The organism is Clostridia bacterium (assembly GCA_017554615.1).
Lineage (GTDB): Bacteria > Bacillota > Clostridia > UMGS1840 > HGM11507 > SIG450.
In genome coordinates, this window is record JAFZHY010000015.1 from 65,836 (window position 1) to 78,093 (window position 12,258).

General features: G+C 31.8%; 13 protein-coding genes and 1 riboswitch. Of the genes, 1 reads left to right on the top strand and 12 read right to left on the bottom strand.

Going from position 1 to position 12,258, the window contains the following annotated elements; genetic code table 11:
* The 4 genes from IKZ35_03900 to cdaA form a co-directional block, all read right to left on the bottom strand.
* Complete coding sequence (locus tag IKZ35_03900) at positions 1-1,029, bottom strand: sugar kinase (protein ID MBR4893106.1); 1,029 nt, start codon at positions 1,027-1,029, stop codon at positions 1-3.
* A 21-nt stretch (positions 1,030-1,050) separates the two neighbouring features.
* On the bottom strand, positions 1,051-2,619 hold the full coding sequence (locus IKZ35_03905) for a hypothetical protein (GenBank protein MBR4893107.1): 1,569 nt from the start codon (positions 2,617-2,619) through the stop codon (positions 1,051-1,053).
* Between the two features lie 92 nt (positions 2,620-2,711).
* Positions 2,712-3,581 (bottom strand): hypothetical protein, encoded by an 870-nt coding sequence (locus IKZ35_03910; GenBank protein MBR4893108.1) that lies wholly within the window; start codon positions 3,579-3,581, stop codon positions 2,712-2,714.
* Positions 3,559-4,398: a diadenylate cyclase CdaA gene (cdaA, locus tag IKZ35_03915; GenBank protein MBR4893109.1), complete on the bottom strand. Its 840-nt coding sequence runs from the start codon at positions 4,396-4,398 to the stop codon at positions 3,559-3,561. The genes IKZ35_03910 and cdaA overlap by 23 nt, the downstream gene beginning before the upstream one ends.
* A gap of 164 nt (positions 4,399-4,562) precedes the next feature.
* Between cdaA and murA the strand changes: the two genes are divergently transcribed.
* The gene (gene murA, locus IKZ35_03920) at positions 4,563-5,810 is read left to right on the top strand and encodes a UDP-N-acetylglucosamine 1-carboxyvinyltransferase (GenBank protein ID MBR4893110.1); all 1,248 of its coding nucleotides are present in this window, start codon (positions 4,563-4,565) and stop codon (positions 5,808-5,810) included.
* A gap of 30 nt (positions 5,811-5,840) precedes the next feature.
* Here murA and sigE read toward each other — a convergent pair whose 3' ends face one another.
* From sigE to IKZ35_03960, 8 genes are all read right to left on the bottom strand, one after another.
* On the bottom strand, positions 5,841-6,551 hold the full coding sequence (gene sigE / locus IKZ35_03925) for an RNA polymerase sporulation sigma factor SigE (GenBank protein MBR4893111.1): 711 nt from the start codon (positions 6,549-6,551) through the stop codon (positions 5,841-5,843).
* 9 nt (positions 6,552-6,560) lie between these two features.
* On the bottom strand, positions 6,561-7,400 hold the full coding sequence (locus tag IKZ35_03930; GenBank protein ID MBR4893112.1) for a sigma-E processing peptidase SpoIIGA: 840 nt from the start codon (positions 7,398-7,400) through the stop codon (positions 6,561-6,563).
* 99 nt (positions 7,401-7,499) lie between these two features.
* Positions 7,500-8,060 (bottom strand): energy-coupled thiamine transporter ThiT, encoded by a 561-nt coding sequence (gene thiT, locus IKZ35_03935; GenBank protein ID MBR4893113.1) that lies wholly within the window; start codon positions 8,058-8,060, stop codon positions 7,500-7,502.
* A 91-nt stretch (positions 8,061-8,151) separates the two neighbouring features.
* A riboswitch (TPP riboswitch) is annotated at positions 8,152-8,267 on the bottom strand.
* A gap of 95 nt (positions 8,268-8,362) precedes the next feature.
* A complete protein-coding gene (locus IKZ35_03940; protein ID MBR4893114.1) occupies positions 8,363-8,707 on the bottom strand; it encodes a type II toxin-antitoxin system PemK/MazF family toxin in 345 nt (114 codons plus the stop codon).
* A gap of 3 nt (positions 8,708-8,710) precedes the next feature.
* Entirely contained in the window at positions 8,711-8,965 is a 255-nt protein-coding gene (locus IKZ35_03945; GenBank protein MBR4893115.1) for a hypothetical protein, read from the bottom strand.
* A 74-nt stretch (positions 8,966-9,039) separates the two neighbouring features.
* Positions 9,040-10,206 (bottom strand): alanine racemase, encoded by a 1,167-nt coding sequence (alr, locus tag IKZ35_03950; protein MBR4893116.1) that lies wholly within the window; start codon positions 10,204-10,206, stop codon positions 9,040-9,042.
* Between the two features lie 43 nt (positions 10,207-10,249).
* Positions 10,250-11,725: an NAD(P)H-hydrate dehydratase gene (locus IKZ35_03955; protein ID MBR4893117.1), complete on the bottom strand. Its 1,476-nt coding sequence runs from the start codon at positions 11,723-11,725 to the stop codon at positions 10,250-10,252.
* Positions 11,726-11,737: 12 nt separating this feature from the next.
* On the bottom strand, positions 11,738-12,256 hold the full coding sequence (locus IKZ35_03960; GenBank protein ID MBR4893118.1) for a hypothetical protein: 519 nt from the start codon (positions 12,254-12,256) through the stop codon (positions 11,738-11,740).
* Between the last annotated feature and the right edge of the window lie 2 nt (positions 12,257-12,258).

Sequence of the window (12,258 nt, forward strand, 5' to 3'; positions counted from 1 at the left end):
TTATCTGTTCATTTCGCTCTGGTGTCCAACAGTTTTATGAGATTTAATTACTTCTTCCACTTCTCCTATACCACTTGAACACATATCTCCGTTAATTGTATTTTTTATAGCAGACATAGCATTTCCGATTTCTAATGCTAAAACTATATCCTCGCGGGAAATAATACCATATAATACACCTGCCACATATGCGTCGCCGCTGCCAAGTCTGTCAACAACCTCGATATTTTCATATGCAGGTTCAGTATAAAAATTACCATCATAATAAATCTGGGATGAAAAGTTATGTTTTGTAGGGCTTAAAACTTCTCTCTTAGTTGTTGCAACTATTTTACAGCCGTATTCATCTGCATAACTTTTCTGAATTTCATTCAGGGTGCCAGTTTTTTGAAACATTCTTCTTGAACTTTCTTCAGATACAAATAAAATATCTACATAAGGAAGAATTGATTTAATAGTTTCTCTTGCTGTATCTTCATCCCATAATGTTGCACGGTAGTTAACATCAAAAGAAATCGCAGCACCTGCCTCTTTAAATCTTTTTATACAGTCTATTGCTGTTTGCTGTAATGTTTTACCCAAAGCAAGAGAAATACTGCTTATATGGAAAATAGAAGTTTTTTTGTAAATATCATCAGGAATTTCTGAATCTGTAAGAGTTGTAACAGAAGCGTTTGCACGGTCATATACAACAGATGATTTTCTTGGATATACTCCACTTTCATAAAAATATATTCCAAGTCTTTTAGTATCCGAATTGTCATATACTATGTAATCATCACTAACATTTCCGTATCTTATTTTATTTCTTATAAAATGCCCTAATTTGTTTTCAGGCAGTTTGGTGATAATGGCAGAACGAACTCCAAGCATCGCTGCACCTGATACAACATTGAGTTCTGAGCCACCTGCATTTTTATTAAAACTTTCGCTTGTGGAGATTTTTTCCTTACTGTCAGGTGAAAGTCTTAACATTACTTCGCCGAATCCTATAATGTCATACTCTTTGTTCTTCTTAATAAAATCCATAAAATCACCTCATAATATATTTTAATTTTCATATTCTAAAATTGCTTGAGCAATTCTTAAACCATCTACTGCGGCGCTTGTTATCCCTCCGGCATATCCTGCGCCTTCACCTGCCGGATATAATCCACTGATGCTTACAGAATTAAGATTTTCGCCTCTTAAAATTCTAAGAGGAGAACTTGTTCTTGTTTCTATACCGGTTAAAACTGCACTGCCATATGAAAATCCTTTTATTTTTTCATCAAAGGATGCCAATCCTATTTTTAACATATCGGATATTTTTTTATCAAATATATCATTAAAGTTGCAAAAAGATGTTCCTAAAGGATAACTTGGTTTAACATCATAAAATTTAGTGCTTATTGTATCATTTAAAAAGTCTTTTGAAAGTTGACAAGGAGCAATATAATCTTTTCCTCCATATTCGTATGCCAGTTTTTCAAGTTTCTTCTGGTAATATACTCCTGACATAATATCAGAATCTAAATCTTCAGGAAGAACTGATGCAACAACTGCACTGTTGGAATTTATATCAAGTCTATCAGATTTACTCATACCGTTTGTAACAACCATATTTTCTTCTGAATTAGATGCAATAACCTGCCCGCCTGGACACATACAGAAAGTATAGCATCCTCTGTTATTTTCCCTTTTTGAAAACTGATATTCTGCCGAGCCTAAATTTTTATGCCCTGCATATTTGCCATATCTTTTCTCATCAATAAATTCTCTTAAATGCTCAATTCTTACTCCAACCGAGAAGGGTTTTTTCTCCATAAGAATATTTTTGTTTTTAAGAAGTTCAAACATCTTCCTGCTGCTATGCCCGACAGCAAGAACAACTTTTCTTGAAAACACTTTTTCTCCGTTTTTAAGTACTACTCCCTTTATACCCTTTTCATCACATAAAAGATCGCAAACTTCACTTTTAAAATGAACTTCTCCGCCATTTTCTGCAATAAACTCTCTTATTTTCTTAATAATATGAGTTAACTTATCTGTGCCTATATGCGGATGAGATTCGTATAAAATGTTTTCATCTGCTCCAAATTTATGAAAAGTTTCCAAAACAAAATTGCATCTTGTATCGTTTATTCTTGTAGTAAGTTTACCGTCTGAAAATGTACCTGCTCCGCCCTCGCCGAACTGAACATTGGAATTTTCGTTAAATATTCCCTTTTGAAAGAATAAGTCAACATCCTTTATTCTTTCGTCTACCGGTTTTCCGAGTTCAAATATAATAGGTTTTATACCGTATAAAACAAGAAGATATGCACAAAAAAGCCCTGCAGGACCAAGCCCGACAATAATAGGTCTTTCATTTTTATTTAGTTTGCAGTTTATTTCAATACTGTAATCTTTAGGAATTACTATTTTAGAATCTTTTTTTAATTTAACTTTGTTAAAAAGAGTAATGCTAACGGAATATACAAATTTTACATCATTTCCACGTGCGTCAACAGATTTTTTTCTTACACAGATATTTTTTATATTATCCTTTGCTACACCACTTTTTTTAATTGCTAAAGAATATACATCATCTATATGATGATTAACGGGAAGAAAAATATCATTAACATAAAATGTCATAATAATCACTCTCCCCGTTTATTTTTTAGTATATTTTATTTTACGCCTGTTACTTTAACTTCCGGCATAACATCGGAAATTAAAATAAGATTTTAATCTAACTTTATTTCAACCTTTTGTGTATAACCTACCGAAGTATCAGAAAGCCTGAAATTATTTATTCTTATTTCATTTATCTTTTCTATATATTCTTCTTCTCCGGCAATTTCTATATTTTTCGGAATAACTGAGTATGATATATTATCAGGAATTCCTGATACATTTACAGGAATTTTCTTTTTGGAATAAACCTTAACGTCAACATCAACATTCTCATCAAGCATGGTAACTCTTTCATCCGTAATAGTATTATCAGATTCATTTATAAGAATAATCTTACAACTGGTTGTAAAATTGCCTTTTCTGTTATTAAGGTCAACTCTTGCAAGAGCATTTTTGATATTGGCCACAATAGATTTAGGTCCTGTAATCTTAACTGTTTCTACACTTGGAGTAATAAAATCATAAGATGTGTAATAACCGTTATCAACCTTACCTGCAATTTCAACCTTTAAAGGCTTTTCAACAGTAGTAATTTCGTCTATATTAACTGAAATTGTAGACGGATTCTTACCCATAACTATAATATTTTCGTTATTCATACGAACTTTGACAGGAAGTTCATTAACACCTGGATACCTGACATCAGACATATCAACATATGCAACGAAATCTTCATTTGAAAGTTCATTAAGAAACCATCTTGGGCAGTTAACAGTAACATCAACATTAAAACCGTCCTGGTCCATAATCACAAGGTTTCTTTCTGTCAAAAGAGAAGAATTGATAAATGAAACATTCATATTTCTAAAAGTATATTCGGTTTCAGGATTCTGAATCATCTGAATATAAAACCAAAGCACTATGGCAATTAACACAGAAATAATCTTTATCCACAAATTATCTTTTAGCTTTCTTTTCATATTTCTTCGACCTCCTGACTTTTATTTTTTTATTTTTGCCAAACTCTTTGTCAAGAGATTTTTTAAGTATTGAAGCAAGTTGCTCTCTGGTCATATGCCTTGCAATTTCGCCATCACTTGCAACTGATATGCTGCCTGTTTCCTCAGATACAATGACAACAACTGCATCAGTAGACTCAGTAATACCTATACCTGCACGGTGTCTTGTTCCAAGTTCACTTGATATACTCTCATTCTGAGAAAGAGGAAGAAAACACGCAGCCGCTTTAATAGTTTTATCGCCTATAATAACTGCTCCATCATGAAGAGGAGTATTAGGCACAAATATATTAACCAAAAGTTCAGAAGTGATTTCAGAGTTAAGGCTGATGCCTGTTCTTGTAATATCGGCAATTTTAATATCTCTTTCAATTACGATTAATGCTCCGTATCCTAAACGGGACATATTAAAACTTGCATCAACAATATGATTAACTGTTTTTTCAATCTGCTCATCGCTTTCGCTGTCGTCAAAATTAAATAATTTAAACCCTTTGCTGCCCACTTTGGAAAGTGCTTTACGAATTTCGGACTGGAATAAAATAACTATTGCAAGTAATCCAACCTGCATGGTATTTTTCAAAATAAAATTAATTGTGTTTAATTTTAAAATTTCACTAAGCTGAGTAAATATCAGCAAAAGTGCAATACCTTTTAACAACTGATATGCACGTGTATTTTTGAAAAACACAATAACCATATAAATAACATAACTAACAATGGCTATGTCAATTATATCTGCATAATTTATTGTTGACACAAAGAACCAACTTGGCATACTCCAACCCCACTTTCCCATTTTTTATAATATATTAAATATATTATATATCTTTTTTTATAATTTGTCATTAGTTTTTTTAATTTTTTTTAAAAAATGTCAAGTATTAAAATCACAGCAAAGAACATACTTTAAATAAGAGTATTTTTTAAAGGAGAAAACCAATGTCTGACATAATATTAAAAAAATCAAAAAACCTTACAGGAAGCCTTAAAATACACGGTGCAAAGAATTCAGCATTGCCTATTATTGCAGCAACAATTCTTTCTGATTCTCCCTCCGAATTACACTCCGTTCCAAATCTTACAGATGTTAATAATATGTTTGAAATTTTAAAATCATTAGGTTTTGAAATTTTATTTGAAAATGAAGTTTACAAAGTTAAACCAAATGTTATTAAAAAATTAAAATCTTCCTATGAACAAACCAATAAACTAAGGGCATCATTTCTTATTGCAGGGCCTATTCTTGCAAAATACGGAAACGTTCAGATTTCGCATCCCGGAGGCTGTGCAATAGGCACAAGACCAGTAGACCTTCATCTAAAAGGGTTTGAAACACTTGGAGCAAAAATAGAAAAAAAGCACGGGTATATTGATATAAGTTGCGATAAACTAAAAGGCGGAAAAGTTTATTTAGACTTCCCTTCTGTAGGAGCAACCGAAAATATAATGATGGCATCCTGCTTGGCAGACGGTATAACAATGATTGAAAATGCCGCAGTTGAGCCAGAAATAGTTGACCTTGCAAATTTCTTAAATTCTATGGGGGCAAATATTGTAGGCGCAGGTACAGACACAATAAAAATAGAAGGCGTAAACAAACTTACAGGATGCACTCACTCTATTATTCCTGACAGAATTGAAGCGGGAACATATATGGTAACTGCCGCTATCACAAAAGGAGATATAACCTTAAATAATGTTATATGCGACCACTTAATGCCGATAAGCGCCAAGTTAAAAGAAATAGGTGCTAAAATTTATGAAGAAGGAAATTCTATTCGTATTATATGTGATTCTCCCCTAAAATCTGCAGATATAAAAACACTTCCATATCCGGGTTTTCCAACCGATATGCAAGCGCAGTTTTCTTCACTGTTTTCATCAGTAAAAGGCACAAGTATTATAACAGAAACAATTTTTGAAAACAGATTTCAGCATTTAGGAGAACTAAAAAGAATGGGTGCAAACATAAGAATAGACGGCAGATGTGCAGTTATAGAAGGAGGAAAATTATCAGGTACAACAGTATCTGCAACTGATTTAAGAGCAGGTGCAGCACTTGTTTTAGCAGGTCTTAATGCCGACGGTGAAACCGTTGTAAAAAACTGCGAATATATAACGAGAGGATATAGTGATTTTTGCAAAAATTTATCTTCTTTAGGTGCAACAATAAAAGAAAAAGAATAAATTAAAAAAGCGTGTATTTTTTCACGCTTTTTATAATTCCATCATTTTACTTATTTCTTTTTTTAGTTTTGAGATAATTTTTTTCTCAAGCCTTGATATGTAAGACTGGCTTATGCCAAGAGTTTCTGCCACTTCTTTTTGGGTTCTTTCACTTCCGTTTATAAGGCCGAATCTTAAATTCATTATGTTTTGTTCTCTTCTTGATAATTTTGATAATGCTTCAACCAGAAGTTCTTTATCCACTTTATCTTCTAAGGATTTATATATAATATCATTATCAGTTCCAAGTATATCTGATAATAAAAGTTCGTTTCCGTCCCAATCAACATTTAAAGGTTCATCTATTGAAATTTCAGTTTTATGCCCTGAGGTTTTTCTAAGATACATAAGTATCTCATTTTCTATACATTTTGAAGCATAAGTTGCAAGTTTTATATTTTTATCAACATCAAAGGTATTTATTGCTTTTATAAGTCCGATAGTGCCGATTGATATAAGGTCTTCAACATATATACCTGTATTTTCAAATTTTCTGGCAATATATACCACCAGTCTTAAATTATGCTCAATAATAGCATCTCTGGCTTTTTCATCTCCGTCTTTTGCCAGATGAAGGTACATATTCTCCTCTTCATATGTTAAAGGCGGAGGAAGAATATCAACCCCTCCGATATAATGAAAAAAATTATCTTTCTTTAATAATTTTGATATTTTTTTAATCAACCAATTTATAATTTTCATACTTCACCTCTATATCTGCGGATTTAAAATTGCACCGAATTCATTATTTTCTGACAATTTATTATAAACAACTGCTATGATAACATCTTTAACTATTTTTTTCTTTGAATCATCTATTACAACATAATCAGGCTTAAAACCTTTTAAAATATCATTTGAGATAGAATTTTTACACGGTATAAGTCGTATTTTCTTTAAATATTTTCTGCTGATATTATAAGATAAATCGTTACCTTCACTTAAAAATTTATTAAGTTCCTCGGGTATAATTTCTTTTACCGCATCATACATAACAACAATAACAGGATAACCTGTTATAGGGTCTAAAAGAAGATTTCCCGTGTCTAAAAGGCCTGTTACAGACACTTTTTTCCCTTCTAAATATATATCAAACATTTGAAGTTGTCTTCCCTTTATAATATTTCTTTTTGTCAATTTCAGTACTGCTATTACAGCAACAGAACTTATTACAAAAGAAATAAGAACTGCCCATAAATTATTCTCCACATATAAAAATCCTTCCGACACCTTTACCACTCCATATATATTATTAAAAAAACTGCCGAGTCCCCCGAAAATAAAAGAAACAGTATAATAAACAGATATAATTTTAAAATCAGGTTTTTTAAATACTATTTTTAAAATAAGAAAAGTTACCAGTATATAACTTATAATATTTATAATTAAATTTGTTTCAAAAAGGAATATTCCGTATACTCCGCCTATAAAAGCACCAAGCAGTAATTTTAAAAAACCTGTATTAAAAAAATTTACTTTTGAAGAAATATATAAAATTAAATAATCAGTAAAAAAATTTATTAAAAACATTAGATCCCAGTATACAGTCATTCCTTTCACCTCGCGTTAATTATACACTTTCTTAAAAATAAAAAATGTCGAAACAATGTATGAGAATACAAAAATGTTTCGACATTTTAAAATGTTATATTAGTTTTTTATTAAATTCTTAAAATATGTAAGATTAGATATTAAAAACATAACAGTCAGGGTTATGATAAATTCTAAAAGCATATAAGAACCGTTATATAAGAGTGAGTATAAGAACACGCTCTGACCTTCAGGTGCATATACATCCCATATAATTATGCCGGACAGAAAATGACATACAAACCTTAAAAATATAACCACAGTGGTACCAAAAATTACTTTAAAGCATTTATTCTTGATAAATGAGGATATTGTTCCTGCCATACCAAGAACTGAGAATGCCAGTACATAATCCAAAAGGATAACTAACATATAGTTTAAAAAGTCCTCAGTAGGAGGTGCTGCAACTCCTTGTAATAACATCTGGGTAAGTGAGTATATTACACCTGTTGCTATCCCCCATCGTTTGTCAAGAATAAACGAAATAAGTATTATAGGCACCATACTTCCCATAGTAACAGAGCCACCGTTACCAAGTTCTAAAATTTTAAAAAATGACAGTGCACAAGCGAGAGCAATCATAATTGACGCCCTTGTTAAATTAAATGTTTTTGTGTTCATAATATTTCCTTTCTTTGTTTAAATTTTTTAAAACAAAGGAAAACCCGGTAAAATTTTACAAAAAAACCACAGGTAACAAGACCTGTGGTATAATATGCGCGCATAATATTCCCTACGTTGGCATTATCCAAATCAGGTTACGGGTCGAAGCCATGCTTCCTCTCAGCCAGAACTAAAAAGTTCATATAAGCTCCCCTTGTTAAATACATTATAATATAATTTTAAAAATTTGTCAACTTTTTTCGAAATCTATGTATAAGACTCCCTTTAAAAAGTTCTGATAAAAATATTTAATCTAACCATTATAAAAGTCCAAAACTGATACTTAATGCATCGCTCACTTTATACATATAATCACTATCAAGATGACCTATGCGCTCTCTTAATCTTTTTTTATCAATAGTTCTTATCTGCTCTGCCAAAACTACCGAATCTTTTGGAAGACCGAAAGTTTCTGCGTCAATTTCAATATGAGTAGGCAGTTTCGCTTTATTTATTTTGCTTGTTATAGCGGCTGCAATAACTGTTGGACTGTATTTATTGCCAACATCGTTCTGAACTATAACAACAGGCCTTATTCCTCCTTGTTCAGAACCTATAACAGGGCTTAAATCTGCATAATAAATATCTCCACGTTTGATTTGCAAAATTTATTCACACTCCGTCAAGTATTGCTCTGTTACATTAAGAGCATCTTCATCTGCCTCCAAACACATCTTTGCAAACCCCAAATTTATTTTACCCATACTCTGATATCCCTTTTTTAACTCCTCATAACTATAGGAACATCGTACTTTTTTTAAAAGTGCTTTTTCCACTTCTTTTTTTACATCAACATTTAAATTTTCTAACTCGTCATATAGTTTATCCGATATTTTAATTTCTATGTTTTTTGATGATTCCAAGGTGTTCGCCTCCCTTAAAAATTAGTAGGGATAATATCTCCATAGAATCATTATACATATTTTTTATTTAATCGTCAAACATCAAAATTTACCTTTTTATCTTTTTTAAAATAATAACGCGGAACTCTTTTACCGATATCGCAAAGTATTTCATAACTTATTGTATCAAGTTTATTTGCAAAATCATCAGCAGTTATTGATAAATTACCGTCTGTACCGATCAGCGTTGCTGTATCGCCTTTTTTAACATCCGGAATTTGAGTTAGGTCAACTATTATCTGGTCCATACATACCCTGCCGACAACATTTGCTTTCTTCCCATTTACAAGAACATAAAAATCATCAGAGAGTTTACGCGAATATCCATCAGCATAGCCTACGCATATAACGCCTAATTTATCTCCTTTTTTACCTTTTCCTTTCCTTGCGTAACTGACAGTGGTATCTTCATAAAGTTCTCTAATCTGGCTGATTTTTGCCTTCCACGACAATGGTGGTTTAAGGCCCGGAAGTTTTTCTCTAAGATGAGGCTCAGGATAATATCCGTATATCATAATACCGCATCTTACCATATTAAGATACTTATTTGAAGAACTCATAACCCCTGCACTGTTACACGTGTGTTTTACAGGAATATCAAGTCCTTTTTGCTTTAAGGTATCAAGTACACTCATATATTTTTCAAACTGCAAATCACAATAAGATAAATCTAAATTATCCGAATCGGCATAATGAGTAAAAATTCCATCAACTTTGATATTTGAAAGTTGGTTGATTTTTAAGATTTCATTTACAGTTTCTGATATATCATAGGTCTGAAATCCTAACCTTGTCATACCTGTATCAAGTTTAATATGAACTTTTACATTTTTATTCTGTTTTAATGCCATGTCGTTAACAGCTTTAGCAAATTCAAAGTCAAAAACAGTCGGAGTTAAATCATAACTTATCATATCTTCAATCTGCAAATCATCAATATAAGACAGAATAAGTATAGGTTTTAAAATACCTGCTTTTCTTAAAATTATGCCCTCGTCAACACAAGCAACAGCAAGAACATCTACATCGTTTTTTTCGCAAACTTTAGCAAGTTCTACTGCCCCATGACCGTAGCCATCGGCTTTTATAACTGCAAGAAGATTAACCTCTTTTCCGATATGTTGTCTTATCAGTTTAAGATTGTTGCAAAAAACATCAAGGTCTATTTCAACCCATGTTCTTGCTCCGCAAAAATCCATCATAACCTCACCTTTATTATAATTTACATATTTTTTCTGATTTATACTATTCTATTATTTTTTTAAATGCCAAAGGAATATACTCAATTAAATCGGTTGCAATAATACCGAATTCAGTCTTTTCTTCCTTTAAAATATCCCCTGCCAAGCCATGTATATATGCACCTATACTTGTAGCATCAAAATTACTCATTCCCTGAGCAACAAGCGCTGCTATAATTCCTGAAAGTACATCTCCTGAACCTGCAGTAGCCATTCCTGAATTGCCTGTGGCATTTATTCTCAGTTCTCCGTCTATTGCACAAGTTATTGTTGCTGCTCCTTTAAGAAGAATAACCGAATTATATTCTTTAGAATATTTATTGGTTAAAAACATTCTGTTTAAGTTAATTTCTTCGGTATCCATTTTAATAAGTCTGGAGAATTCTTTTGCGTGTGGAGTCAGAATCGCAGAACACTTTTTATTTTTAATAAGCTCAGAATTTAAAGATAGATATTCAATACTTCCTGCATCAAAAATAACAGGCTTTAAAAACTTCTGAGTTATCTGTTTTATTATATGCTTTTTCTTTATATCATGGCAATAACCCATTCCGACCGATATAACATCCAGTTTATCAAAATAGTTAATAAGTTCGCTTTCTTTTAATATAATTGCTTCGGTAAGTTTAGTAGAAACTATATTAAAAATCTCGTCAGGAACAAATACATATACAAGACCTGCACCACATCGAAGAGCAGCATTAGCAGCCATACAAACAGAGCCTGACATCCCTAAACTTCCTCCGACAATACCTACTCGTCCAAAATTGTATTTATGAGTATCCTGCTTTCTTTTTGGAAGAAGTGTTTTTGCCATTGTTATATCCGTTAAGTAATTTTTAAATTTTAGTTGATTGACACAGTCATCACAAATTCCTATATCAAGAACTCTTTTTATCCCTGCATATTCTTTTCCAGGATAAACATTAAGCCCGACTTTATCAAGAGCAAGAGTATATGTGTAATCGGCACAAACAACGCTTCCTGAAATTTTCCCTGTATCAATATTAAGTCCGCTTGGAAGGTCAATAGAAATAACGGTTAAGTTCAAACTGTTTATTTTATCAATAGCAGATTTAATATTTCCATATGGAGCACCTTTAGCAGAAACTCCTAAAAGTGCATCAACTATTACACAGTTACAAGGCACATCATCAGTGTAGTTTTTTACTTCTATTCCTAAATTTAAAACTTCATTATAAGCCTTAAAAACTATATCCCCAAACTCGCCAGGGTCATTTGTAAGATAAACTATTACATCTTTCCCGTCGTTTTTTAAATATTTTGCAAGTTTAAGCCCATCTCCTCCATTATTACCCTTACCGCAAAAGATGGCAAAACAGGAAGCGTCAATATCTTCCTTGATAGCCTCAAAGATGCTCTTTCCTGCATTATCCATAAGTAAAGAAACAGGCATATTATACTGTGAAGACGCAAGATTATCCAACTGTTTTATTTGTGTAGATAAAGCAAGATACATTTTTTCATCCCCTTAAATATTTATCACGCGTGGATTATATATTTTAAATAAATCAAGCATTTTTTTAGTAGGATTAAATATCAAAAGCATTTTATCCCCGTTTTTGTTATTGAAAACCGCATAATACCTGTTATCGCTGTCTTTACCCATACTTGCATCAAATACTATTTTAACAGTCGGTTTTATTCTTTTTACAGTATCATCTTCCACCTTACCGAATTCTTCAAAAGCCTTGACAGACACCGTTAAAAATCTTTTTCTTGTTTTTCTTGCAATAATTCTGTCAACATCAAGTTCGTCATTGGTAACTATATACTCATATTCAACACAAAGTTTTTTTGAAAAGAACCTTGCACCGTAAAAAAATATAAATAAAACCACTACGTAATAACGAAATATAAAAGGACTTCTTAGGGCAACTAAGAAAGATAAAAATGAAAGAATTGTTGCAAGTAAATATAAACCTATTATAATTAAAATTTTTGATGCAGTATATTTCTGCTTAACTAAATATTCTAAATAAGTGTCCATAT

What these genes read in the sequence shown, in the direction of transcription:
- IKZ35_03930 (MBR4893112.1), bottom strand. Translation starts at nt 7,400, where the DNA reads ATGACTGTATACTGGGATCTAATGTTTTTAATAAATTTTTTTACTGAT.
- IKZ35_03910 (MBR4893108.1), bottom strand. Translation starts at nt 3,581, where the DNA reads ATGAAAAGAAAGCTAAAAGATAATTTGTGGATAAAGATTATTTCTGTG.
- alr (MBR4893116.1), bottom strand. Translation starts at nt 10,206, where the DNA reads ATGATGGATTTTTGCGGAGCAAGAACATGGGTTGAAATAGACCTTGAT.
- murA (MBR4893110.1), top strand. Translation starts at nt 4,563, where the DNA reads ATGTCTGACATAATATTAAAAAAATCAAAAAACCTTACAGGAAGCCTT.
- IKZ35_03905 (MBR4893107.1), bottom strand. Translation starts at nt 2,619, where the DNA reads ATGACATTTTATGTTAATGATATTTTTCTTCCCGTTAATCATCATATA.
- IKZ35_03955 (MBR4893117.1), bottom strand. Translation starts at nt 11,725, where the DNA reads ATGTATCTTGCTTTATCTACACAAATAAAACAGTTGGATAATCTTGCG.
- IKZ35_03900 (MBR4893106.1), bottom strand. Translation starts at nt 1,029, where the DNA reads ATGGATTTTATTAAGAAGAACAAAGAGTATGACATTATAGGATTCGGC.
- cdaA (MBR4893109.1), bottom strand. Translation starts at nt 4,398, where the DNA reads ATGCCAAGTTGGTTCTTTGTGTCAACAATAAATTATGCAGATATAATT.
- sigE (MBR4893111.1), bottom strand. Translation starts at nt 6,551, where the DNA reads ATGAAAATTATAAATTGGTTGATTAAAAAAATATCAAAATTATTAAAG.
- IKZ35_03960 (MBR4893118.1), bottom strand. Translation starts at nt 12,256, where the DNA reads ATGGACACTTATTTAGAATATTTAGTTAAGCAGAAATATACTGCATCA.
- thiT (MBR4893113.1), bottom strand. Translation starts at nt 8,060, where the DNA reads ATGAACACAAAAACATTTAATTTAACAAGGGCGTCAATTATGATTGCT.